The sequence below is a fragment of the Acinetobacter terrae genome (assembly GCF_002135195.1).
Lineage (GTDB): Bacteria > Pseudomonadota > Gammaproteobacteria > Pseudomonadales > Moraxellaceae > Acinetobacter > Acinetobacter terrae.
Genome location: NZ_NEGF01000010.1, coordinates 21,201 through 46,267, shown reverse-complemented (window position 1 = coordinate 46,267; position 25,067 = coordinate 21,201). Strand labels below are relative to the sequence as shown.

Here is a 25,067-nt window from a genome sequence, read left to right as displayed (position 1 = left end):
AGGTGGATATGACAGGTTATCAAATTAAGAGTGCAGGTTTTACTTTAATTGAATTGATGGTTGTCGTGGTGATTGTTGCAATTTTTGCAGCAATCGCTATTCCGAGTTATGGAGTTTATGTTGCTCGAGCACATAAATCGAAAGCACAATCTGAAATGCTTAAGGTTGCGGAACGATTGGAAAATTATAAAGGCAAGCAATTAAGTTATGCTGGTTATATTCCAGAGCATCAAACCTCAACGAAAGGGGAGATCAATATTCCATATGATTCCGCGAATAACTATGATTATCAAATCAAAATTGTCGATATCAATGATTCCACTAAAGCCTTGGAGGATTCTACTATTGGACAAGGTTGGAAAATGATTGCCACTCCAAATCAAACCAGAGGTAATGCGCTTAGAAATTCTGAATATCTATTATTAGATTCTAGAGGAAGCAAATGTATGACTAAAGATTCCTTGGATCTTACGAGTACAAGTTGCGGTGTTAATACAAAAGAGTGGAAATAATAATGAAAAATATTAAAGGCTTTACACTCATTGAACTTATGATCGTAGTTGCTGTGTTAGGCGTTCTTGCTGCAATTGCATATCCATCTTATCAAAGCTATGTAAAACGAACAAATCGTGCTGAAACACAAAGTACTATGATGGAAATAGCACAAAAGTTGCAATCGTATAAATTAGCGAATGGTGATTATGGAAAAAATAATACAACCCCAAGTTATGCAACTAATCCACTAATCAATCCTAATATTTATGGAAAAACCGTATCTCCACAAAATGGATCTGCTCGTTATGATTTAACAATAACAAATGCTCCCGATTCATCATGGATATTAACAGCCACACCGATTTCAACGAGTGGTCAGAAAGATGATGGGGCACTAACGATTACACATGATAGCATCCAATGTTGGTATAAAGGTAAAGATGATGCAACAGGAACTTGTTTGAGTTGGACATATAAATAAATTCAAACTGTGGGCAACTTAAAATTTGATCTTTCTTTCAAAGTAAATATGACGTAAAATATTGCCCTCTATGAAAGGGGTTTGAAATGCTGCCGATGGTCGGTACAGGGATAATCCGTAAAAACTATAAGGTTGTATCATGGTCGTAATTCGTCTAGCACGCGGTGGTGCTAAAAAACGTCCGTTCTATCAAGTTATTGTAACTGATAGCCGCAATGCGCGTGACGGTCGTTTCATCGAACGTATTGGTTTCTTTAACCCTACAGCTCAAGGTCAAGCAGAAAAACTTCGTTTAGATGCTGATCGTTTTGCTCATTGGGTTGCTCAAGGCGCTCAACCGTCTGAACGTGTTGCTTCTTTAGCTGCTCAAGCTAAGAAAGCTGCAGCTACTGCATAATTTATTGCGAATTAAGTAGTAGGTATAACCCATGACACCAACACAGAATGTTCCCGAAGATCGTATTCAGATTGGACAGTTACGTTCAGCATATGGATTAAATGGGTGGCTCTGGGTCTATTCCAATACGGACCCCATGAGCAACATCTTTGACTATCTTCCTTGGTACATTGAGACCAAAGAAGGTTGGCAAACAATAGATGTAAAACGCTGGAAACCGCATGGTAAAGGCTTGGTTGTTTCGTTGAAAGGTGTGAGCGATCGCACAGCAGCGGATGGCCTGGTTGGCACAAATGTCTGGATTTCAAAATCGCAACTTCCGAAAGCAGGAATGGATGAGTTTTACTGGACAGATTTGAAGGGCTTAACAGTGTTAGGTTTGGATGATGCTGAACAAGAAGTAAATCTCGGTAAAATCCATGAATTGTTTGAGACCGGTGCCAACGATGTGATGGTGGTTCACGCAACACCCGACAGCGTTGACGCTGAAGAGCGTATGATTCCATGGCATAAAGATGTGGTACAGCGAGTTGATCTTGAAGCTGGTCGTATCTACGTCAATTGGGGCGTAGATTATTAATCCTTTAAGGATGAACGCAGCAGGAAAATAGAGGAGTCTGCGATGTTTTTTGCAGTCATTACGCTTTTTCCTGAAATGTTTGAAGCGATTACAGCCTACGGTATTAGCGGGCGTGCAGCAAAACGTGAAATAGTACAAGTGACTTGTATTAATCCACGCGATTTTGCAACGGGCAACTACAAACGAGTGGATGAACGTCCATTTGGCGGTGGTCCGGGTATGGTGATGATGGCTGAGCCTTTGTCTCAAGCAATCCAACATGCCAAAAATCTTGCAGAGCAAGCGGGATGTGTTCAAGCGCCTGTGGTGTATATGTCTCCACAAGGCAAAACCTTAAACGAAGCTGCGGTACAGCAATTTGTCAAATATGACGGGCTGATTGTATTGTGTGGACGTTATGAAGGGGTCGATGAACGTTTGATCCAGCACTATGTTGATCAGGAATGGTCCATTGGTGATTACGTTTTATCTGGCGGCGAACTGCCTGCGATGGTTTTATTAGACAGTATTATTCGGAGACTTCCGGGTGCCATGTCTGATGAGCAATCACACGTTCAAGATTCTTTTGTGGATGGTCTTTTAGACTGCCCGCAATATACCAAGCCAGACCAGTTTGAAGGTTTGGATGTGCCTGAGGTGTTAAAGTCTGGGCATCATGCCAATATCGAAAAATGGCGGTTTTTGCAGCGTTATCAACGGACACTCGATCGCAGGCCTGAGCTTGTAGAAAAAGTTGAGTTGACCAAGCAGCAAAAGAAATGGCTAAAAGATTTAGATGCTTAATTTTCAATTTGAAATTTAAGACATCATTAATAGGCTCTTGATCGACTGCAGTGAAGACTGGGGTGGTCAGGGGAAAGATAAACGGGTTGATATGCGCTTTAGCCTCTGTCCCCAGCGGTAACCAGACCTCTTCTGTCCCGCATATTGGAGATACCCACATGAGTGGTAAGCATCCTTTAGTACAAATTATTGAAAACGCTCAATTAAGAACTGATCTACCTGCATTTGCACCTGGTGATACAGTTGTTGTTTCTGTAAAAGTTAAAGAGGGCGATCGTGAACGTCTTCAGGCTTTTGAAGGTGTTGTAATTGCGATTAAAAACCGTGGTTTAAACTCTGCGTTTACAGTACGTAAAATCTCTAGCGGTGTTGGCGTTGAGCGTGTATTCCAAACTCACTCTCCAATCGTAGCTAAAGTTGAAGTGAAACGTCGTGGTGACGTTCGTCGTGCTAAACTTTACTACCTACGCGAATTATCTGGTAAAGCTGCACGTATTCGTGAAAAATTACCAGCTCGTAAAGTTAAAGCTTAATTTTAAGTTTTCTCTCGAGTTAAAAAATGCGCCTTTTGGCGCATTTTTTTATGTCTGATTTTTTTTTTAGCTTTATAAACCTTGCATTTTTAAACGGTTGGCATGTTGTCGGTAAATGGCCACAGGGTCTTGGGCGAATATGCCTTGAATGCCAAAGAAATGGTTAATTTCATCAAAGTGATTGTGCTTATAATCTTGACGAATCACTTGGCCATAACGACCACTACACAGTGAGACAAGACCATCATGATCTTTGCTTTTTAATAAAGTTGTACCTAGCGCGACAATTGAGGTATCAATCACATCTAAAGGATTGGTGATTTGTTGATTGCCCATCCATGAATAATGATAAATACCATCAGCAGTCTGTTTTTGCCCCTGACTATTACAATCTTTGGGAATGGCAGCTGAACCATATTTCGCATTAAATGCAATAATACCCGTGGTGCTTAGAGATTGCATCGAGCCTTCATAATCCACGCTAAGTTTTGGATTCGACTGGATCAGTGCGATACTTTTACCGAGCAAACCAAAAACCACTTCTGCAATGGGATCGAGAAATTTACTTTCTACCATCACATCGGCCAGTTTGGTGCCTTTCATGGCTCCTGCGACCGCCGTCATGGAGGCAACTTTCTCGGGTGCAACACCTTCAATATATTGAATGGTCGGGCCGCCGTGGCTATGACCAATCAAATTCACTTTTTCCTTGCCAGTGAGGGCCATGACTTCATCAACTTGTTGTAACAGCTGTTCACCCCGAACTTCCGTCGATTCCACCGCAGACATTTCCGCTGCAAAAACCGTCGCACCATTACGTGCTAAGTCTGGCAAAATTTGATACCAATAATCTAAGCCCAACATTTGTGTACCAATACGCGAGAAGCCTAAGCCGAAACCATGTGCCATCACTAACGGGTATTGGGTAGTTGCATAATTCGATACAGCTTTTGCCTGATATTGGGTTAAGCCGGCAGCTTGCGCAGGTAAATGCGCGAATGCAACACTGCTCAGTGCAGCGAGGACGATGTGTTTAAGTTGCATTGAATATCCTTGATTATTTTTTTAACACTTTTATTTTTTTAGACAATTCATATTGTCAATATGAGGTAAATTAACAATTTTTAGTTTATAAATAAAGCAATACAGGATGAGTGGTGAGTTTTGAAATCATCAGGATTCAAGATCAACAGATAGAGATTTTAGGTAGTTATTGATATGAAAAAAGAGCGATTTTTCGCTCTTTTTAGTAAGGCGAAACTTATAAGCCTTGCAGTTTTAAACGGTTGGCATGCTGACGATAGACATCGACTGGATCTGGTGAAAACAATGATTTCAAACCCAGTACCTGATTCACTTCATCTAAATGGTTCCAGTTATAGTCATCACGGATGGTTTTGCCAAACTTGGCGTTGCAACGGGATACTAGGCCATCATTTTCTTTACCGCCATTAATCAACAAACTGGTGACCTTTAAAGCACCGTCAGGATCCAGTAAATTGGTCACTGTACCTACACCGGTAAAGGAATAGTTAAAAATTCCTTTTTCTTTCAGCATACCTTCTCCACAAGTCGTAGTTGGCATGCCAAGTGGATATTGGCTGTTAAATTTCGCAGAGCCGGCAAGGGTTAAGCTTTTTCCACCTGCAAATGAATCATGTGGAAAGCTTTTGGGATCCAAGCCTTGTGCCCAAGTAATGGCTTTAGAAACAAAATTGATTGTGCCCACGAGAGGGTCTTCAATCGCTGTACCTTCAGCAGATAAAATTAAATCTGCCACAGGAGAGCCTTTATTTGGCGCACCGACAGCAGTCAATGAGGCGACTTTGTCTGGTATTACATTGCCAACGTAGCGAATCGTTGGCCCACCATGTGAATGCCCAATAAGATTTACTTTGTCAGCACCGGTAATGGCACGAATTTCCTGTACTTGTTCTAATAATTGTTCACCACGAATCTCTGATGAGTTGAACGGTGACACACGCGTTGCCCAAACGTTGGCGCCGTTACGGGCCAAGTCCGGCAGAATTTGATACCAGTAATCGAGACCAAACTGGTCGGTTCCTACAGTGATAAAACCTGCCATGCCATGACTAAAAACAATCGGGTATTTGGTTTTTGCATAGCTTGATGTTGCTTTTCCCGTGACTTGGGTAGCATTACCTGCTTGTACTTGGCTAAAAGCACTGAGCGACATTAAGCCTGCAATTAATAATCCATATTTCATAGAAATTCCTCATTTTTTATTTATTGATGCTTTTGTTTTTAGACAATTTCCATTGTCATCATGATTATTCAACAGGGAAGAATGAAATAACGAGAAGTTCTCGATCAATGTGGATTATTGATGTAACAAATGATTGGAATGTTAATATTCATAAGAGAATGTATCTCTTATGAATATAATTGTTATAAACCTTGTAATTTTAAACGGTTGGCATGTTGACGGTAAACTGAAACAGGATCAGGCGCCAAGAATGCAGTTAAGCCAAAGAACTGGTTAATTGCATCCAGATGATTCCAGTTATAGTTGTCACGAATGGTTTTGCCATATTTTGCACTACAACGAGAAACCAATCCGTCATTATCCCCTTTAGGATCGGTCAGCTTTGCGGTAACACCCAACAACATATCTGGATCGAGTGGGTTGGTAACAGTGCCTGTACCGGAGAATGAATAAAAAGAAATACCTTTTTCAGTTGTAGGACCTTCGCCACAGGCTGTCTTTGGCATACCCAGTGGATAGCGTTTTTGGAAGTCGGTTGAACCGGCCACACTTAAACTTTTACCAGCACCCAATGAGTCATGCGGGAAGGAATTTGGATCGAGCCCTTGTGCCCATACCAGCATTTTAGAAGCAAAGTTCACGACACTAACTAAAGGACCTTCTAAGGTCGTACCTTCAGCGGCAATAATATAATCCGCAACTTTGGAGCCTTTGAGCGGGCTAGAAATGGCAGTAGATGAAGCGACTTGATACGGTGCAACGTTAGAAACATAGGCAATACTGTGACCGCCGTGACTATGACCCAATAAATTGACTTTTTTCGCGCCAGTAAGCGCTAAAATCTCATCCACTTGTTGCAATAGCTGCTCACCACGAACTTCAGAGCTATTAAAGGGTGTGACACGTGTTGCCCAAACATTTGCGCCGTTGCGTGCCAAATCGGGCAATATTTGATACCAATAATCGACGCCAAGTTCATCGGTTCCTGCACGAATCCATCCGCCCATACCATGTGCAAATACCAGTGGGTATTTGGTTTTTGCATAGCTTGATGTCGCTTTATCTGTGATTTGGGAAGCTTGACCTGCTGAAGCCGTTTGAGGCAATGCAATTGCTGCGCTCGATAATATTGCGCACACGAGTGCCTTAGAGTTCCATTTCATTGTATTTATCTCACTTTTTTTGTTTTTTTAACCGCTATGAAGCATTTTTTAGCTCTTTATTCATAACGGTTGCATAAATCAGATGATCAATCTAGTCACCTGATGGGGCTACATTGCGATTACTCGCCATATGGTAATTTTCCTCCCTGATCATGCACTGATTCAAAAGTTCCTACCCGAAGTTGTTCTTCTGGTTTATTGAAGTGCTGCGTCCGTAATTGTTGAACGGCTTTTTGTTTGGCATCATCACTCATGCCACTTTTTATAATATTGTCGCGTTCTTTCAGATAGCCATCGACCTTGTTTTTCCAGTCACGGCGTTGTCCATCTAGGCTTTCTAAACGTTGTGTGGCTTCAGGACCAACCAAATTCATCCGCATCTGATGAATTTCTTCCGCTGAACCACCACGTGCTTTAATGTCTGCAGTAAGTTTGCGTAAGTCTTCGAGTTTGTTGAGCTGCTCTAAATTTTCTTTCCAGTCTTGGGGTAATTGATTGAACAAATCTTTTAGTTTTTGTGCTTTTTGCGCTTCAGTTAAGCTCTTGTCATCCATCACCATCATGCGACTTAAGGTGTATTCATGGTAAGTATCTTCAGTGCCGAATAAGCCTTCAATTTCATAATCCGAGAAAAGCTGTTTGCGCAGATTCTTCATATTGGCAAAGATGCTTTGATAATATTTGGGATTTTCTTTATTGATATTCGGCGCTTGTAGATCACCGAGTTTTTCACGGTAATCGATATAGCGATTCCATAAATCTATAATTTGTGTGAGGGCAGGCTCTTTATAGGCTTGCTGGATATAAGCCTTAAAATCATTTTTAATCTGCTTGAGATCTTTTTCCCCATACTGGGTAATGAAATATTCAAAACAGTTGCGAGTTTGCTCATTCACAATTAAACGATTGGCACCATCGAGATGCAACTGACAGTTCACCTCAGTGTCCTGTTGGCTTTTACTCATAAAAGCCCCGCCTTGAACTAGGTTTGCTGGCGTGTTTTCAGTTAAGCTATTCCCTTGAGGATTAACAGTTTGTGCTGTACGTGTTTTTTCTGCACTCGATTGCGAGGGCGCTAACCAAAATAATAGTGCGCCGATACCCACAATAATAAGAGCCAAAATAATCCATAACTTATATTTCTGCATTTCCTATGCAACCTTGTTGTTTTGTTTTTATAAGTCTAAAAATAGAACTTAAATTTGCCATTAAAAACCTAAATGCAACGTAGAAAAGTTGTAAAGAATGGTGAGCGGTTGTTACCATGTCATCCGTTTCAACTTGCCTGATCTTTCGCTATGAAAAAGACTTCACCTAAAATTCAACGCCGGCATATTAGCGGTGTGTTTTTACTTAATAAGCCTTTGGGTATTAGTTCTAATGGCGCTTTACAGCGAGTGCGTGGCTTATATCGAGCACAAAAAGGTGGTCATACGGGTGCTTTAGACCCTTTGGCTTCCGGATTGTTGCCGATTTGTTTAGGTGAAGCGACTAAATTTTCTCACTATTTGTTAGATTCGATCAAGCGTTACCAGACCACCATCCATTTAGGTCATAGCACCACCACGGGTGATGTCGAAGGTGAGCCGTTGTTAGAACAAGCAGTTCCTGTACTGACTGAAGAAAAGATCCAGCAGGTTTTGGCAAGCTTTACAGGGGATATTCAACAAGTTCCGCCGATGTATTCCGCTTTGAAGAAAGAAGGGCGTCCGTTATATGAGCTGGCGCGTCAAGGCATTGAAATTGAACGTGAAGCACGCCCCATCACTATTGAGGCGATTGAGTTATTGTCCTTTACTGAAAATAGCCTGACTTTAGATATTACCTGTTCTAAAGGCACGTATATTCGGGTATTGGGTGAAGATATTGCCAAAGCCCTCGGCACTTTTGGACATCTGACGTATCTGCACCGGATTAAAACGGGTCAGTTTGACCTGATTCCCGAATACACCATTGAGTATCTGGAAAGTTTGACTGAACAAGAGCGTGAAGCTTTGTTGCTGCCGGCTTATGCGCCGGTCGATCATTTTCCAAAAGTGCAGGCGCCGGAAGGGCGTGCGGAATACTTTAGCCGCGGCATGGAAAGTAATATTGAACATGAGGCGGAAGCACAGGTTCTGGTTTTTGATGGTGAAAAATGTCTGGGCTTGGCAGAGATTACTGACCGTAAGCGTCTGGTACCGAAACGTGTACTGAATCTCGAATAGGCTTTGAAGACCATTTATGGAAATTGAAATTTTAATCAGCCTGTTGGTCTTTGCTTTTTGTGCGGGGGCGATTGATGCGGCTGTGGGTGGCGGTGGTCTGATCCAGATTCCTGCCATTATGAATGCGATGCCACAACTCAGTCCTGCGACTGTGTTTGGTACCAATAAGTTGTCTTCAATTTGTGGTACGGCATCGGCAGCGTGGAGCTTTGTCCGCAAAGTCAAACTGCGCTGGAAATTGCTGGCGGTCATTGCCAGCTGTGCTTTTATCAGCTCGTTTGCAGGTGCTGCCTGTGTCGCGATGATTCCAAAGGAAGTCCTCAGACCCTTTGTCCTGATCATGCTGATTGTGATTGCGATTTATACCTTCACCAAAAAACAGTTTGGTCAGGTGCATATTCGTCAGGAACTGACACCAAAAATCCTGATGCTGGCTGCAGTCGGCAGTTTGCTGATTGGTTTTTATGACGGTATTTTTGGTCCAGGAACTGGCAGCTTCTTTATTTTCTTCTTTATTCGCTATTTAAAAGCGGATTTTATTCATGCCTCGGCCTTGTCTAAAGTCGCGAATTTAACCACCAATCTGGCGGCTTTAAGCTTCTTTGCACCCACCGGACATGTGCTGTTCCAGATCGGTTTGATGATGGCTGTGGCAAATGTACTCGGTTCATTGGTCGGTGTACGTGCCGCCTTAAAATATGGCAGCGGTTTTATCCGGATTCTGTTTCTGATTTTGGTGAGCCTATTGATCTGCCGTTTGGCTTATCAAACTTTTTTCCCGTAAATTCTGCTCAATATTAAACTTTATTATACAAATTGCTTCATCTCGTCACCCACATACCGGGCATTCGCTTTTAAGATCATAAAACAGAATATCTTCACAATAATGATAAACAGTCCTTTTCAACATATCAGGTCTGTAAAAAATAGCAGGGTGATGTAGATGAATATTTTCGAAGCTTTACGTGCAAGTCATGAAATACAACGAGAACTGTCTGAAAAATTAATTAAAACATCAGGGAATACCGAAGAGCGTCGCGAGCTGTTTGAATTGCTAAAAAATGAATTATTTGCCCATGCTGTGGGCGAAGACCGTTATTTTTATATTCCTTTGATGATGACCGATTCAGGCTTAAATATTACCCGCCATGCATTGTCTGAACATCATGAAATCGATGAGTTACTTGAGCAATTAACCGAAACGGATATGAGTAATCATGGTTGGCTGGCGATTGCAAAAAAACTCTCTGAAAAGGTACATCACCATTTAAAAGAAGAAGAACATGGCTTTTTTCAGCAAGCGGGTAAAATTCTGGAAGATGAACAAAAGGAAAGTTTAGCTAAGCAATATTTAACTGAATACAACAAGTATAAAAAGTTAAATAAAGACAGTTTGACTTAAATCTCCCTAAAAAATCCTAAACAAAAAAGACGGTTTGAAGCCATCTTTTTTATATTGATCTATGGGTTATTCAGGTTGAGGATTTTTATTTCTACTCGCTCTAAACGTTACCCCCACCGAAGCAATCATGATGCAAAGTAAGGCAATACTTTGTAGAAGGGTGATTTGCTCTTTCAATAATAACCAACCTGCCAAGGCACCCAGTGCAGGGGATAAACTGGAAAGTGTGCCGTAACTGAGTTTGCTTAATCGCTTTAGTGCCATCAGGTCTAAAGCATAGGGAATCGCGGTTGCAAGCAGGGCGATGACCAAGGCTTGTCCCCAATATTGAGTTTGAATCAGTGCCGTAGGATTATGCACTGCACTGATCGGCAACATCACCATGGCAGACAGCACAATCGCAATACTGAGCGCATGCATGCCAATATTCTGACGAACTACGCGTTGCCCAAAATAAATATAAACCGCCCAGCAGATACCGGCACCTAAAGCGAATGCTGCACCTATATAAGAGAACTTATCCGCTGATGTATCTTGCCACGGCACCATCAGGGCAACCCCTAAAATAGCCAGAGACACCCAGAGATAATCAGTTTTTTGTTTGATCGAAAGCAGCGCCAGTGTCAGTGGTCCCAAGAATTCTAAACCGACCGCAATCCCTTGGGGTAATTTGCCCAATGATGCATAAAACAACACATTCATTAAGCAGACTGAGCCACTATAAAACAGCAAGTCTTTCCATTTTAGATAGGGTAAACGTTTGATGATTTTCCAGGAACGGAACATCAATACAATTAAAATGGACGCAAAGCTCAGTCTTAATGTGACCACAGTGAGTGGATCAAGTACTTCAAACAGTTGTTTGGCAAAAGAGGCACTGATCTGATACGCCACCATGGATAAAACCATGAACAGGACAGCAGTAAGTTGTGAGTTGGGCATGCTACACGCAGGATCACCGGGTTAGGTAAATCCACTGGGAAAGATGGCGCCAGTATAGCAATTCTGTTTGATTTTTGAGGGATTAGGGAATCTTAAATTTTTTAAATTTAAAGATTTGAATTTAAAAAATCAGCGCGTAAATTTAGCCTGATTAATTTGAATTTAAAGGATGTATTTTCTATTTTTCTTCAGTCTTTTTCTTGGCTTGTTGCGTGGTATAAGTACAACCAATGGAGGCTGCAATAATGGTCGCAAGTGCTAACCATTGATTCCATAATAACTGCTCGCCTAAAAATATAAATCCTGATAATGCTGCAATTGCCGGTTCCACGCTCATCAGTGTGCCGAAACTCAGCACCGTTAAATTACGCAGTGCAATCATTTCCAAAGTAAAAGGCAGGGCACTGGCAAGCACAGCCAAGATAATAAAATAAACCAAGTTTGAAGGTTCAAAAACGTTGGGTGACATTCCTGAAAATAGGGCGATTGGCATCAAACACAGCATGCCGATAAACATGCCCAAGCACACGGTATGATTGCCTGAAATACCCGAAGGTTTCTGTCCGGCAACAATATACAGTGCCCAGCAAGCGCCTGCACCCAATGCAAAAGCAATCCCGATTAAATCCAGATTTTGTGAAACCTGATCAAATGGAAACAATAAAATCAGACCAAGTATGGCCAGTCCAACCCAGACAAAATCGAATTTTTGGCGTGCGTAATACAATGCTACGCTGAGCGGACCAATGAATTCAAAAGAAACGGCAATACCGAGGGGAAGGCGATTAATCGACAGGTAAAACATGGCATTCATACCGGCTAAAGCGATCCCATAGCTGATAATGGCTTTCCATTTCACCTGTCTAAAATTAATCTGCCAAATTTTAAAAATAAGCGCCAGAATAACAGCGCCAAGCAACAGGCGCATGGCTGCAACGGTCAGGATGGGAAACTGACCGAACAGGCTTTTGGCAAGCGAGCCACTGCTCTGAACGCTGATCATTGCAATCAGCAATAACAGCAGTGCCTGAACATGTGGCGTATTTTTAAAATTCAACATTCACTAAATTTGTTTTCGATTTCTCGAATAGCGGGAGATCAGCAATAAAAGCTTTAAAAAATAAAAAACCACAGCACATTTGTGCTGTGGTTTTTTTTAAATCTTAAATTAGAACAATACGCGAACTCGGATGGTACCTTCAACGTCTTGAAGTGTATCCAGCGCTTCTTTAGAAGCAGTTGCGTCAACGTCCATGACCAAGTAACCAACGTCACCTTTAGTCATCAATGATTGACCAGAGATGTTGATGCCGTGTTCAGCAAACAGGTTGTTGATTTTAGAAAGAACGCCAGGAATGTTTTTGTGAATGTGAAGTAAACGGTGTTTACCTTCAGTCAACGGCAATGCGATTTCCGGGAAGTTCACAGCAGATAAAGTCATACCTTTATCTGAGTAAGCAACAAATTTCTCTGCAACTTCTAAACCGATGTTTGCTTGTGCTTCCATAGTAGAACCACCAACGTGAGGTGTAAGAATCACGTTGTCCAAGCCACGAAGTGGAGAAACAAATTCTTCACCGTTTGCTTTAGGTTCTTTAGGGAATACGTCAATTGCAGCGCCGGCAATGTGACCCGATTTAATCGCATCAGCAAGATCTTCAATCAGCACACATGTACCACGTGCAGCATTAATGAAGATCGAACCTTCTTTCATTTGTGCAAATTGGTCTTTGCCAAAGAAGTTACGTGTTGATGGAACGTCTGGAACGTGTAGAGAAACAACGTCAGCGTTTGCAAGTAACTCAGCAAGAGAACCCACTTGACGTGCGTTACCCATAGGAAGTTTGGTTACTGCATCGTAATAAATAACGTGCATACCCATGCTTTCAGCAAGAACTGAAAGTTGAGAACCGATTGAGCCGTAACCCACGATACCTAAAGTTTTACCGCGAGTTTCGAATGAACCAACTGCAGATTTGTTCCAGCCACCGCGGTGAGTAGAAGCAGATTTCGCAGGAACACCACGAAGTAAAAGAATTGCTTCAGCAAGTACAAGTTCAGCAACTGAACGGGTATTTGAATACGGTGCGTTAAATACTGGAATACCACGAACCATCGCAGCATCAAGATTTACCTGATTGGTACCGATACAAAAACAGCCAACAGCGATAAGCTTGTTGGCTGCTTCAAATACTTCTTCAGTCAGTTGAGTACGTGAACGAATACCGATGAAGTGAGCATCTTTTACCGCTTCTTTCAACGCTTCACCCTCAAGCGCAGTTTTACGGTAATCGATGTTGGTGTATCCAGCAGCATTTAATGTGTCGACTGCGTTTTGGTGAACGCCTTCTAACAACAAGAAACGAATTTTATCTTTAGGTAGAGAAAGATGTTGGCTCATTACGGCTCCGCTACAAAGGCCAAATTTAGTCGCGATATGATAACATACGAGAAGGGTCTATATACATTTCCTTTATGACGGAGAGCATAGGTATTTTTGCAATACATACGCCATTCCCTACAGATTTTGGTCTAACTAAAGCTGTAATATTTAAGGCGAGATTGTCAAAATGCTTATTTCCGCAGGGTTTCAGTGGAAAATGCCTTATAATGCTGCGCAGTGAAAACCGCCACAGCCATGCTGTTGCTTTTATGGTCACGCCAGTCTAAGACACCATTACATTGTTAATCTTTTTACAAATGAATGATCTATAGACCATCCACCACTTGTATATTTCTTGCTAGGTCTGCAAACGATGAATGCTCCAGTCGCTTTAACACCTGAGTTATTAAACCAATTGACAGCCATTGTCGGTGAAAACCGCATTAAAACAGATGCTGCTAGTCTCGATGCCTGGGGCAGAGACTACACCAAGCATTTTGATCCAAATCCATCAGTCATCGTTTTTCCATCTAGCACGGAACAGGTGCAGGCGATTGTTAAATTTGCGAATGAACACAATATTGCCATCACGCCATCGGGCGGCCGTACCGGTTTATCTGCCGGTGCTGTGGCATCGAACGGTGAAATTGTCGTTAGCATGGACAAGATGAACCAGATTCTTGAGTTCTTCCCTGCAGACCGTATGGTACGTGTGCAAGCGGGTGTAGTGACTGAACAATTGCAAAACTATGCTGAAGAACAGGGCATGTATTACCCAGTCGATTTTGCATCTTCAGGTTCTTCACAAATTGGCGGCAACATTGGTACCAACGCTGGTGGTATTAAAGTTATTAAATACGGCATGACCCGTAACTGGGTACTGGGTTTGACGGTTGTGACGGGTAAGGGTGACATCCTGCGCTTGAACAAAGGCATGATTAAAAATGCGACCGGTTATGCATTACAGCATTTGTTCATTGGCGGTGAAGGTACTTTAGGTTTGGTGACTGAAGCTGAAATCAAGCTTGAGCGTCAACCGCATGACCTACAAGTGATGGTATTGGGTGTGCCTGACTTTGATGCAATCATGCCGGTACTTCACGCATTCCAGAAAAAAATTGATTTAACTGCGTTCGAATTCTTTGGTGAATTGGCCATGCAGAAAGTGCTGGATCATGGTCATGTGCAACGTCCATTTGAAACGGCTTGTCCTTTCTATGTATTGCTTGAATTTGAAGCACCGTATGAACCAATCATGGATGCTGCGATGGAAATCTTCGAGCATTGCATGGAAGAAGGTTGGGTGCTTGATGGCGTAATGAGCCAAAACCTTGACCAAGTACATAGCTTATGGCGTTTACGTGAAGATATCTCTGAATCGATCGCGCCGTTCACACCATACAAAAATGACATTTCAGTGTTAATTACTCACGTTCCTGCATTTATTAAAGAAATTGATGCAATTGTGGAAGCGAATTACCCTGACTTTGAAATTTGCTGGTTCGGTCATATTGGTGATGGTAACTTGCACTTGAATATCTTGAAACCTGCTGACCTAAGTAAAGATGAATTCTTTGCCAAATGTCAGGTGGTGAATAAATATGTGTTCGAAACCGTGAAAAAATATGACGGTTCGATTTCTGCGGAACATGGTGTCGGTATGACTAAAAAGCCTTACCTAAATTACACCCGTTCTGAAGAAGAAATTGGCTACATGAAAGCGTTGAAACAGGTGTTCGATCCAAACGGTATTATGAACCCAGGTAAATTATTCGATCTTTAATATTTGACCTGTAAGTTGTTTTACCGATGACTACATAACTGTTATCGAGTCAGAAAAAAAGGCATGGCATCATAGATGCAGTGCCTTTTTTTTATGGGGGAGATTTCCCAATGTTACGTCTACTCTCTGCCTCAGTCATTTGTTTAGGGTTAATGTCGGGCTGTGCAACGACCCAAAAATTAGCGTCTAAAGTGAATCTTGGTTCATCCGGTACGCCTTTGCAACAAGTCTTGAAAGAAAGACCTGATTTGCGTAAGAACTCGGCAACGGTTGAGATTCGTCAATATTTTAACAGTGCCGAGTCACCCACTGCTGCACAGGTAAAAGTGACTGAAACTGGTTTAAAAGATGATTCGGTTCGTTCGATTCGTACCACGTACAGTTTTAAAAATGTAGATGGTGACTGGAAGAAAACAGGGACGCAAACAGAGTATCAATGTATGCGCAGCAAAAACACCAAGTCTTTTCAAAAAGCTAAGTGTTCATAATAAATATTTGATTTATAGTTGAAAATCAGGCTGTGATGCCTCATAAAAAAGCGTATCGATTGATGCGCTTTTTTGCATTTGGGGTAATAAGAACAATGAATATTTTGATTGTCGGTAACGGTTTTGATTTGTCGCACTATTTGCCGACGAAGTATGATCACTTTATGTTGGTTATGAAGGCTATTGAGAAAAAAGATTTAGAAAAGCCAATCAATGATGTTTTGTATTCTCCATTCGAGCACCCAATACATCTTGTCACTAAGTATTTTGAAATTGCACGAGCGATGGATAAAAAAACATATCAAATGAATTTTGATGATTTATTTTCTGAACTTAAAAAACCACAAGATATTAATTTTATAAAAAATACTATGCAAAATTATAAGATATCAAATATTAATTTAGCAGAGGAACAAATTAAACAGATACAGAATCAATTGAAGAAAAATAATTGGTATCAATATTTTAAGTATCATGTTCAAGAAATAAAAACTTGGATAGACTTTGAGCAAAAAATTGAAGAAGTCTTAGTTATATTGGCAAAAAGTATTGTTCAAATTGAAAAAACAGAAATAGATATAAATATAGATGAACAATTTGATCTATCTGATATTTTAAGTAAAAAGGATATTAAAACATTAAATTTTTTTGATTTCTCTAAAGATATAGGTGGAAGAGTAAGAGTAGGTACAAAAATTCATGCTCTACCAGTACAAACTTATGTAAATAACCAATTTTGTCACGGAAAGAATATTAATAATGGATTTAGTGCTACAGTATTTCTTGATTTTTTACATCAAAAATTAGAAGAGTTTATACAAATATTTAATTTATATCTTGAATTAATTATTGATAAATTATTACCAATAAGTGGGTTATGCATAGAAAGTTTAGAATGGATTAATCCAGACAAAATATATTCTTTCAATTATACAAATACTTATCGAAAATTTTATAATCAATTGGCTAAAGCCGATTATTTACATGGAAGCTTTGGTGAAAAGCAAAATATTGTTTTAGGCGTCTCAGATTTAAACGATGAATCTTTGAAAAAATTAAAAGCATATGGTTTTACCAAATATCATCAAAAATTATTTAATGATACTGATTATTTATTTTTAGATGAATATAAGTCAGATGTTATTAAGCATAGAAAGAAAATTGAATATTTTGAAAAAGATACTGGTCATGAAATAGATAAGAAATTTGCTCGACAACAGTTAATAGAAGTTGATAGTAAACTTAATTTAAATATAAGTATTTGGGGGCATTCTTTAGATTATTCAGATAAAGACTACATGACTGACTTATTTAGTCTAAATGATGATATGGATCGTAATGTTCGAGTAATAATTTATTATTTTGATAAGCCTGCTAAGTTTTTGCTACTTAATAATCTATTAGCGATTTTAGGTAAAGATAAAGTTGAACATTGGATGAAGAATGAATGGCTTGTATTCAAGCCGAATCCTGAAATTAAATTTGGTGCAATTATTTCAGAAAAAACAGCTTAAAGACAATAAAAACGGACTCTGTTAAACTACACCTACTCAACCAAGTAGGTGTATTTGTTTGAGTATCCATCTTTGAAATCTAATTGTTTTATGAATGAAACATGATCTAAAAATCATTGTCTTGACCTTTTATTGCTTTATATATTTTTCAAAATTTATTTTTAAATCTCAATGCTTGTCATTGGGCTGACGCTGATCTCCCTAAAAATAGTGTTTAGCTCCGCAAGCCTATAACCATATGTAGAAAAACAATGCAAAAAGTTCAAACCGCCACCTTAAACCGTGCCACGCTTATGTTTCCATTGGCATTGGTCCTGTTTGAATTTTCCGTCTATATCGGCAACGACTTGGTTCAGCCTGCCATGCTCGCCATTACCAAAGACTTTGGCGTAAGCAGTTCATGGGCACCATCTTCCATGTCGTTTTACTTGTTGGGTGGGGCATGTGTCGCATGGTTGCTCGGACCATTGTCCGACCGACTTGGACGAAAAAAAGTATTACTCGCTGGCGTCATATTTTTTGTGCTGTGCTGCTTACTGATTTTACTCACTCAAAATATTGAAAGCTTCTTGGCACTACGCTTTTTACAAGGGATTGGCTTAACTGTCATTTCCGCAGTCGGTTATGCCGCGATTCAGGAAACCTTTGAAGAACGTGACGCGATTAAAGTCATGGCGCTGATGGCAAATATTTCATTGCTGGCACCATTACTCGGTCCTGTGGTCGGTGCATTTCTGATTGATCATATCTCTTGGCATTGGGGTTTTGTGGGTATCGCATTTTTGGCCTTTTTAAGCTGGTTTGGTCTAAAAGCCAAAATGCCGGACACTAAATTAAGTATTCCAAGACAGCCGATCAGCTATATTTTGGATGACTTTAAACAGGTCTATAAAAACAAACGCTTTTTAGGTATGACCTTGGCATTGCCGATGGTCAGTATGCCGCTAATGCTGTGGATTGCACTTTCACCAGTCATATTGGTGGAAGAGTTGGGCTTTAGCAGCATGCAATATGGCTTGGCGCAATTTCCGGTATTGGGTGGATTAATTCTCGGTAATATCGTGCTGATTAAAATTATCGACAAACTGGCTTTGGGTAAATCAGTGCTGATTGGTTTGCCGATTATGTTGCTTGGAACAGTCGTTTTAATTGCAGGTGTAATTTGGCAGGATTATCTGATCTGGTGCCTAATTGCAGGGATGACTCTACTTAGCTTTGGTGAAGGAATTAGTTTTTCGGTGCTTTACCGTTTTGCGCTCATGTCATCGGAAATATCTAAGGGAACAGTCGCAGCAGCCGTTTCGATGCTGTTGATGTTTAGTTTCTTTTTTATTATTGAACTGGTTCGAATCATGTATGAGCAATATCACTTGTGGGCATATAGCCTAGCGTGTTTTATTTTAATCGCGCTGTGGTTTAGCTTCCCTCGAACGATGCTCAAAGAAATTTTAAAAGAACGTGTAGAGCAGGGAAGGTTTTAGCTGCCTTATTTGTTCCCTCTCCTTGTAGGAGATGAGGAATATATTCCGCAAGGCGAGAGGTTAATCATCCTTTTACCCCTCCTTAAAGGAGGGGAATATACTGGTTTGAAATAAGTATTTTCTCCCTCTGGAGATGGGGAATATATTTCGCAAGGGATGAGGGCGTATCCTTGTTATTTGCTAAACAAACAATTCTTGAAAAAGCAGGGATTGCAGGTTATTTCCTGAAAAAGAAAATAGCCTTTTAATCAGAAACTATACCTTGGACTCAGCGATCGGCTGTTCAAAAGCCTTTAATTTGCGATCGAAAACAAAAGTGCCGAACGGTAAAATGGATGCGATTAAACCCATAATAAACATATAAATCGACCATTTCTGTTTTTCACATACCGTAAATAACACGATTAAAAATAGCATAAATAGTACGCCGTGCCCCATTCCGACATATTTCACCAAAATTGGATTGTCCAACATATATTTCATCGGCATCGCGATGAACAAAAGCAGCAGAAAGGAAATACCTTCCAAAAGACCGACAACACGTAAAGTTTGAATATTCATGGTCATGCTTAAATCAATGAGAATGAAGCATGAGTTTACTCAATATTGCAGCAGCGGTGAATGAAAAGATAAAATATATTTTAAAATATATCAAATACTTATAACCAACCATTTAACTCGGGTTATTTAATTTCCTGCTTCAGCAGTTGGCTGTGTAAATTAAGCAATTCAGGCAGCGTTTCCAGTAATAAGCTGATCTGTTTCAGTACCAGCAATAAATCTTGAGACAGCTTTTCTTGCGTACTCATCTGTTTGATTTCCTGAAGCTTGGCCTGGATTTTATCTTCAGCTAAAGGCTGTTGCTGTAATAGTACGGCGAATAAAGTGTCTTTACACCACAGCATTAAATCCAGCACTTGCGCATCCGTTACCTGTTCACGGTGACTGCCCAAAGCCGAAACATAACTCAATTGACTGTGGCTATAAACCAGATAGCGAAAGGCAGAATGAATCAGCGCTTGGTCAGGATTTGGTTCAGTACTTAAACTGGAAATCATGCTCGACAGTTCAATTTGTGCATTGTGTGCGGTGCGACGTGCCTGTCGGTAATCCAGACTGTTGTTTTTACCGAATTGGTATTGCTTCACCACCGCATCGAAATAGTCCAAAGTCGCTTGGTTACTTTTTTTGATGGTGCTGGAAATATTACGGAAGTTCCAGTCTGGCCAGATAAAACTGACCGCAAACCATGCAATCAGACAGCCTAAAAGGGTATCGACAATGCGCGGTAAAATAATGGCATAGCCTGCACCTTTTAAATTGAAAATCAGCAGAACCATTAAGGTTGCCATCAGCGTTGCCATGGCATATTTTTTGGAGCGGAGATAGAAAAAATACACGCCAGAAATAATGGTCAGAACCAGTTGTCCTTCAATACTCGGAACAAAATATAAAACTGGAATCCCGAGAAGAACCCCTAAAATTGTGCCTAAAGTACGCAGTTTTAAACGGCTTTTAGTAGCGAAATAACTGATCTGACAGACAAATAAACTGGTGAGTAAAATCCAGTAGCCATTTTTGGCGAATGGCATTAATGAGATGGCATAACCCACGGCAAATACAAAGGCAATCCGCACCGCATGACGAAACAGCGCTGAATTAGGCGTGAGGTGCTGTTTCAGTTTTAGCCATAAATCGGGCATATCATGAATATCATCATCCAGCAGATTTATATTTTCCTGATGCTGAAGATAGTTTTGACGATAATTATTTTGCTCAAGACTTAGGTTTAAAAATTGTTCCTGAATTTTTTTCAAATTACGCAAAATCAGCAGCAGGTTTTTCACTTCCAGATTCTGCGGATTTTCTTCAATCCATAAATTAATTGAGTTTTCTAAATTGGCAATCGCAATATCTGTATCCGGATTGGATTGATAACTTTGATGAGTCAGAATATCGTGCGCCAGTTTCTGACACGATAAAGCATGCAGTTTTACATTCTTTTGAATCCGAAAAATCAGGTCGGTACGGCTAAAGTTTTTATGAATATTTTCATAATGCAGATAATTGGAAGTCGCCTGCTCGTGAATGTCTTGCGCTAAAAAATAAAGGTTTAACCAGTAAATGGTATTTTTATTGGCACGAGAGGCTTTTAAACGGGTGAGTAAAGATGCCTTGGTGGTATTCAGGCTTTGTACCACTTCACTATTTTTTAATGAAAGTTCATACAGTAACGGTTCAATATTGTCAGTATTATCCGGATCAAACAGACGAGCTTTAGCCAAGAGTAATGCGGCAATGGCATTGAAGTTGGTAGCTAAATTGTCTTGGACTGCCTGAGTCGGTTTGAGTGAATAAAAGATGATCGAAGTCAGTCCATACCACACCGTACCCAGTACAAAATAACTCGGCTGTTGATACCATTCGCTATATTCACCCAGTCCAAACATGGTGTAAATGGACAATAAAATGGTGCCGAAAGAAATGGTGGCATAACGCTGTCCCAGCGCACCCATTAAAATAAAGCCAGCACTAGATAAGGATAAATACAGAATAAAAAGCAGTTTATAAGGATAGAGAAATTCAAGAATGCTGCTGACGCCAAAAAACAGAATGCAGACATAGGCCAGATTGCGTAAGCGAATACTCAGGCGATCATCAAAATCGGTCAGGGCAGTGGCAATAGCACCCAAGGTTACTGGAACAATTAACGCTTCATAACCTAAAAACAGCAAGCCTAAGGTTGTTCCAGTCAGGACAATAAAAATTTGGAAGCAATAGATCAGAATGGAATTGGATTTAAAGCGTTGAAGCAAATCTTTCAGGCTATTCACGATTCTTCTAAAGAGAAATTATTGTGGATACAGCGTGAACTTTTTTATTGGTCGTGTCAATTTATGATCGTTTTTAATTGCGGAACTTGTTTGATTTATTTCACAATTTATGCAGCTAAAAAGCAGACCTTGTGTCTGCTTTTTATTTATATTTTTGAAGGAATAATTATCGAATTAAGCCACAGGCAATACGATCTCCGCCACCACCTAAAGGTTTCGGTTGGTCGGAATAGTTATCACCACCGGCATGTACCATTACTGCCAAACCTTGAATATTTGCCAGTTTTAAACGCGGTGCTACTAAAGTAACTTTCGCTTGACCTTGAGCATCAACATTTAATACAGGTAAATCCCCTAAATGGCCGGTAAGGGGAGTGCCGTGATGGGGTGCGTGATTTGGGTTGAAATGACCACCCGCTGCAATTGCCGCACCGATTTTTCCATCTTTTTCGGCAGAGTCACAGGAACCTTTTTCATGGATATGGAAACCGTGAGGTCCAGGTGGCAGTTCAGATAAATGAGTAACAATCACTAAACCGGCTGGGCTGTCTTTGAACTGGATGGTACCAATTGCTTTACCTACCCCTTGAGCGGATACAGCATGAACAGTGACTTGATTTTCATTGCTTGAAGATGAACTGGGCGAGTGAGTACATCCGACCAGGGCAAAGCCAGCAATGGCACAGAGCGTCGTTAATTTGAACAGTGAAGACAACATTGAGTTACATCCTTTTGTTTTATTATGACCTTGACCATTCAAACAAGGCATCGGATGTAATTCAATGTTGATTAAGTATTTGAATGTATGAGTTTCTTAAACTTGAAGCTTAGGTTTTATCTGGATTTGAATCGTCTTTATCATCGTCAAGATCATAAGCCATGGTCGATTTCGGCATCATGAAGGGACCAAATTCATTGGTTTCATGTAGCCATTCACGCCAAATCGCCAGCAACACTGCAAGAATCACCGGACCAATAAACAGACCGACCAGACCAAAACTCGCAATACCACCTAGAACCCCGAACATAATCAGCAAGAAGGGAATTTGTGTGGCACCCGAAATCACCAGAGGACGAATCACATTATCCGAAGTACTGACAATACAGACACCCCAGACCATCACTCCAATGGCTTCCATGGTTTGCCCTTGTGAGAACAGCCATAATGCAACTGAACCGTAAGCAATCGGTGTTCCAAACGGAATCAGTGCCAATAAGAAGGTTACAATGGTCAGTACCATCGGGTTGGGTACACCGGCAACAAAATAACTTAAACCGGCTAATATTGCTTGCGCCACCGCGGTTAAACCGACCCCATACACTACAGCACGTGTCGTTTCAGAAATGGTATCTAAATAATGATGAATCCGTGGGCCAATAATCATTTCCAAGGCTTTGCTGACTTGGTTCAGAATGATTTGACCGTCACGGTAAAAAAAGAACAGTGACAATACGGCAAAACATAGCTTGACGATATTTTTACCAATTTCATTTAAAACGAAACGCCCGTAATTGAGATGACCCTGAATCCAACTGGAAACGGTTTGCACAATACTGTTCGGGTCAGTATTGATGTCATGTAAAGTACGGTTAATTTCCTTGCCTATAAACGGTAAGTCGCGAATAAATTGCGGAACATTTAAATGACCCGAGAACACCTGTTTTTGCAATTCATAATATAAATTTCGACCTTCATGTTGCAGCATGAAAATGCCAAAGGTCAGCGGAATACCAATCAGCAAAATGATTAGGCTGATCATGATGGTCGCACTCAGCGTGGCACGTGAGCCAGACTTGCGATAAATCCATTGATACCAGGGCCAGGTCATATAAGCAATGATGGCTGCCCAAAGTACAGGCACAATAAAATATTTGAGAACGTTCCAGCTCAAAAAAAGGAGGATGAAAAATAATCCAAATAATAATACTTTTTGTAATGTTGGCGCGTACTGTTGCACTGCATTCACTGAATTGTTTCTAAGGTCCATGCCATCTTAACTGAAAAAAAAGCTCGCGAAAATGAAAGCCGAGTAAGTTCTAGTGAATAATGAATAAACCAATCCAGTTTCTAGGCTTGAAGGCATAGCCTAGATGAGGCTAAAACCATTTAGTCGGATCATCAATAATGGCATTTAAAACTGGCTGCCACTGATTCTGCATGCTTAAATAATTTTTTTGCGTTTTATCAAACACGGTTAGACCTTGCATCGCCAACTGACTATAAGCCGTGCGTTCAGAAATCCAGGCGACAGGTTGCTGTTCAATTTTGTTGAAAAAATCCTGAATTTCTTTAGCGCTGGCACTATTGGCTTTAACGCGATTGGCTAAAAGCAAAATCTGCACTTTACCTTTACGAATACGCTTGATGTCTTGTAAATGTTTTAAGAAACGGCGAGTGCTGTCGATATCAAAAAATGAGGGTTGTAATGGGGTGATAATCGCGTGAGCTTCACCAATCAGCTGTTCTGCATGTTCACCAGAAAGTGCCCCGGGCGCATCAATAATCAGATATTCTAAATTTTTAGGCACATTATCAATCGATTTTCCAGGGCGCCAGTCCAGGCTTTGAATCGGGGCAGCATCTTCAGGGCGGTGTTTAAGCCATTGCAAAGTTGATTTTTGGTTGTCGGCATCGGCAAGTGCAACCCGATAACCTTTTTGTGCTAAAGCGGCAGCGAGGCTGATTGCGGTAATGGTTTTGCCACATCCACCTTTTTGATTTGCAATTAAGATTGTTTTCATGACCCTGACGATTTTATTCTGCTCCGCCCTAGCATATCATTGTTTGATGCGACGAATATGACACATGACAAAAGTCTTAAAGATACATGTGGCGGTACTTTTTTGGATTAGGAAAAAATAATGTCCATCTGGATGGCAATGTTGATTGGTGCGTGTATAGGGGTGGTGTTAACCACCCTAATTTTAAGCAATACCCGTAATGGACGGGTCAAAGCGGAATATGAACAATATATTGCCGAGCTAGAGTTAGAGCATCAACAGGCTTTAATCAGTGCGCAAAAGCGTAGTGTCAATACCAGTCGTGCGGTGTTAAAAGGCAAAATGGCAGAGCAGATGGCGCCAATTATGCCCGAGTTTCAATACTTGCCCAGTGATGCTAAATTCTTGGGTGATCCAGTCGATTATGTGGTGTTTGATGGTTATACCGACTTACGCGATGGGGAAGGGCGAGCTGAAGATATTGAAGTGGTGCTGATTGATATTAAAAGTGGTGGGGCACGACTCACTAAAGGACAACAAGCCATTGCCCAAGCCATTCGTGATGGACGGGTGCGTTTTGAAACCGTTCGTATCGACTTTAATGATTAATATGGTGTAGCTACAATTTGCCCATATTTAATCTGGGCAACAGA

26 protein-coding genes are annotated in these 25,067 nt (G+C 40.7%); 14 read left to right on the top strand and 12 right to left on the bottom strand.

Going from position 1 to position 25,067, the window contains the following annotated elements:
• The first annotated feature begins 8 nt into the window (after nucleotides 1–8).
• The 6 genes from B9T23_RS11450 to rplS all read left to right on the top strand — a co-directional run bounded on the left by B9T23_RS11450 (nucleotide 9) and on the right by rplS (nucleotide 3,269).
• Entirely contained in the window at nucleotides 9–512 is a 504-nt protein-coding gene (locus tag B9T23_RS11450; protein WP_086194176.1) for a type IV pilin protein, read from the top strand.
• A gap of 2 nt (nucleotides 513–514) precedes the next feature.
• Complete coding sequence (locus B9T23_RS11445; protein ID WP_086194175.1) at nucleotides 515–976, top strand: type IV pilin protein; 462 nt, start codon at nucleotides 515–517, stop codon at nucleotides 974–976.
• Between the two features lie 139 nt (nucleotides 977–1,115).
• The gene (gene rpsP / locus B9T23_RS11440) at nucleotides 1,116–1,373 is read left to right on the top strand and encodes a 30S ribosomal protein S16 (protein ID WP_067726777.1); all 258 of its coding nucleotides are present in this window, start codon (nucleotides 1,116–1,118) and stop codon (nucleotides 1,371–1,373) included.
• Between the two features lie 31 nt (nucleotides 1,374–1,404).
• Nucleotides 1,405–1,953 carry a ribosome maturation factor RimM gene (gene rimM / locus B9T23_RS11435; RefSeq protein WP_086194174.1) on the top strand — a complete coding sequence of 183 codons (549 nt, stop codon included), beginning with the start codon at nucleotides 1,405–1,407 and terminating at the stop codon, nucleotides 1,951–1,953.
• 42 nt (nucleotides 1,954–1,995) lie between these two features.
• Nucleotides 1,996–2,736 carry a tRNA (guanosine(37)-N1)-methyltransferase TrmD gene (gene trmD, locus B9T23_RS11430; RefSeq protein WP_086194173.1) on the top strand — a complete coding sequence of 247 codons (741 nt, stop codon included), beginning with the start codon at nucleotides 1,996–1,998 and terminating at the stop codon, nucleotides 2,734–2,736.
• Nucleotides 2,737–2,894: 158 nt separating this feature from the next.
• On the top strand, nucleotides 2,895–3,269 hold the full coding sequence (gene rplS, locus B9T23_RS11425) for a 50S ribosomal protein L19 (protein WP_086194172.1): 375 nt from the start codon (nucleotides 2,895–2,897) through the stop codon (nucleotides 3,267–3,269).
• Nucleotides 3,270–3,341: 72 nt separating this feature from the next.
• On the opposite strand, the gene B9T23_RS11420 is transcribed toward rplS, so the two are convergent.
• The 4 genes from B9T23_RS11420 to B9T23_RS11405 all read right to left on the bottom strand — a co-directional run bounded on the left by B9T23_RS11420 (nucleotide 3,342) and on the right by B9T23_RS11405 (nucleotide 7,807).
• Nucleotides 3,342–4,313, bottom strand: a complete 972-nt coding sequence (locus tag B9T23_RS11420) for an esterase/lipase family protein (protein WP_086194171.1) — start codon at nucleotides 4,311–4,313, stop codon at nucleotides 3,342–3,344.
• A 217-nt stretch (nucleotides 4,314–4,530) separates the two neighbouring features.
• The gene (locus B9T23_RS11415; protein ID WP_086194170.1) at nucleotides 4,531–5,496 is read right to left on the bottom strand and encodes a lipase family alpha/beta hydrolase; all 966 of its coding nucleotides are present in this window, start codon (nucleotides 5,494–5,496) and stop codon (nucleotides 4,531–4,533) included.
• A gap of 182 nt (nucleotides 5,497–5,678) precedes the next feature.
• Nucleotides 5,679–6,659: a lipase family alpha/beta hydrolase gene (locus B9T23_RS11410; RefSeq protein ID WP_086194169.1), complete on the bottom strand. Its 981-nt coding sequence runs from the start codon at nucleotides 6,657–6,659 to the stop codon at nucleotides 5,679–5,681.
• A 119-nt stretch (nucleotides 6,660–6,778) separates the two neighbouring features.
• Complete coding sequence (locus B9T23_RS11405; RefSeq protein ID WP_086194168.1) at nucleotides 6,779–7,807, bottom strand: lipase secretion chaperone; 1,029 nt, start codon at nucleotides 7,805–7,807, stop codon at nucleotides 6,779–6,781.
• Nucleotides 7,808–7,957: 150 nt separating this feature from the next.
• On the opposite strand from B9T23_RS11405, the gene truB reads away from it, so the two are divergent.
• From truB to B9T23_RS11390, 3 genes are all read left to right on the top strand, one after another.
• Nucleotides 7,958–8,866: a tRNA pseudouridine(55) synthase TruB gene (truB, locus tag B9T23_RS11400; RefSeq protein WP_086194167.1), complete on the top strand. Its 909-nt coding sequence runs from the start codon at nucleotides 7,958–7,960 to the stop codon at nucleotides 8,864–8,866.
• Between the two features lie 16 nt (nucleotides 8,867–8,882).
• Complete coding sequence (locus B9T23_RS11395) at nucleotides 8,883–9,650, top strand: sulfite exporter TauE/SafE family protein (RefSeq protein ID WP_086194166.1); 768 nt, start codon at nucleotides 8,883–8,885, stop codon at nucleotides 9,648–9,650.
• Nucleotides 9,651–9,809: 159 nt separating this feature from the next.
• Nucleotides 9,810–10,268 carry a hemerythrin domain-containing protein gene (locus B9T23_RS11390; RefSeq protein WP_086194165.1) on the top strand — a complete coding sequence of 153 codons (459 nt, stop codon included), beginning with the start codon at nucleotides 9,810–9,812 and terminating at the stop codon, nucleotides 10,266–10,268.
• 66 nt (nucleotides 10,269–10,334) lie between these two features.
• Here B9T23_RS11390 and B9T23_RS11385 read toward each other — a convergent pair whose 3' ends face one another.
• From B9T23_RS11385 to serA, 3 genes are all read right to left on the bottom strand, one after another.
• The gene (locus tag B9T23_RS11385) at nucleotides 10,335–11,210 is read right to left on the bottom strand and encodes an EamA family transporter (RefSeq protein WP_086194164.1); all 876 of its coding nucleotides are present in this window, start codon (nucleotides 11,208–11,210) and stop codon (nucleotides 10,335–10,337) included.
• Between the two features lie 178 nt (nucleotides 11,211–11,388).
• The gene (locus B9T23_RS11380) at nucleotides 11,389–12,270 is read right to left on the bottom strand and encodes an EamA family transporter (RefSeq protein ID WP_086194163.1); all 882 of its coding nucleotides are present in this window, start codon (nucleotides 12,268–12,270) and stop codon (nucleotides 11,389–11,391) included.
• 108 nt (nucleotides 12,271–12,378) lie between these two features.
• Nucleotides 12,379–13,611, bottom strand: a complete 1,233-nt coding sequence (gene serA, locus B9T23_RS11375; protein WP_067726753.1) for a phosphoglycerate dehydrogenase — start codon at nucleotides 13,609–13,611, stop codon at nucleotides 12,379–12,381.
• A 355-nt stretch (nucleotides 13,612–13,966) separates the two neighbouring features.
• On the opposite strand from serA, the gene B9T23_RS11370 reads away from it, so the two are divergent.
• The 4 genes from B9T23_RS11370 (at nucleotide 13,967) to craA (ending at nucleotide 18,859) form a co-directional block, all read left to right on the top strand.
• The gene (locus B9T23_RS11370) at nucleotides 13,967–15,376 is read left to right on the top strand and encodes an FAD-binding oxidoreductase (protein ID WP_067726751.1); all 1,410 of its coding nucleotides are present in this window, start codon (nucleotides 13,967–13,969) and stop codon (nucleotides 15,374–15,376) included.
• Between the two features lie 110 nt (nucleotides 15,377–15,486).
• Complete coding sequence (locus tag B9T23_RS11365; protein ID WP_067726749.1) at nucleotides 15,487–15,864, top strand: hypothetical protein; 378 nt, start codon at nucleotides 15,487–15,489, stop codon at nucleotides 15,862–15,864.
• A 35-nt stretch (nucleotides 15,865–15,899) separates the two neighbouring features.
• A complete protein-coding gene (locus tag B9T23_RS11360; RefSeq protein ID WP_228145921.1) occupies nucleotides 15,900–17,378 on the top strand; it encodes an AbiH family protein in 1,479 nt (492 codons plus the stop codon).
• A gap of 251 nt (nucleotides 17,379–17,629) precedes the next feature.
• A complete protein-coding gene (gene craA, locus B9T23_RS11355; RefSeq protein WP_086194162.1) occupies nucleotides 17,630–18,859 on the top strand; it encodes a chloramphenicol efflux MFS transporter CraA in 1,230 nt (409 codons plus the stop codon).
• 255 nt (nucleotides 18,860–19,114) lie between these two features.
• Here the strand turns inward: craA and B9T23_RS11350 are convergent, their stop codons facing one another.
• From B9T23_RS11350 to B9T23_RS11330, 5 genes are all read right to left on the bottom strand, one after another.
• Nucleotides 19,115–19,420, bottom strand: coding sequence for a DUF3817 domain-containing protein (locus tag B9T23_RS11350; protein WP_086194228.1), 306 nt, complete (start codon nucleotides 19,418–19,420; stop codon nucleotides 19,115–19,117).
• Between the two features lie 122 nt (nucleotides 19,421–19,542).
• Nucleotides 19,543–21,693 (bottom strand): YccS family putative transporter, encoded by a 2,151-nt coding sequence (yccS, locus tag B9T23_RS11345; protein WP_086194161.1) that lies wholly within the window; start codon nucleotides 21,691–21,693, stop codon nucleotides 19,543–19,545.
• 166 nt (nucleotides 21,694–21,859) lie between these two features.
• Entirely contained in the window at nucleotides 21,860–22,411 is a 552-nt protein-coding gene (gene sodC / locus B9T23_RS11340) for a superoxide dismutase family protein (RefSeq protein ID WP_086194160.1), read from the bottom strand.
• Between the two features lie 109 nt (nucleotides 22,412–22,520).
• Nucleotides 22,521–23,651, bottom strand: coding sequence for an AI-2E family transporter (locus B9T23_RS11335; RefSeq protein ID WP_171255238.1), 1,131 nt, complete (start codon nucleotides 23,649–23,651; stop codon nucleotides 22,521–22,523).
• A gap of 139 nt (nucleotides 23,652–23,790) precedes the next feature.
• Nucleotides 23,791–24,435 carry a ParA family protein gene (locus B9T23_RS11330; protein ID WP_067726737.1) on the bottom strand — a complete coding sequence of 215 codons (645 nt, stop codon included), beginning with the start codon at nucleotides 24,433–24,435 and terminating at the stop codon, nucleotides 23,791–23,793.
• Nucleotides 24,436–24,555: 120 nt separating this feature from the next.
• Between B9T23_RS11330 and B9T23_RS11325 the strand changes: the two genes are divergently transcribed.
• Complete coding sequence (locus B9T23_RS11325) at nucleotides 24,556–25,023, top strand: Holliday junction resolvase-like protein (protein WP_067726735.1); 468 nt, start codon at nucleotides 24,556–24,558, stop codon at nucleotides 25,021–25,023.
• Nucleotides 25,024–25,067 lie beyond the last annotated feature (44 nt).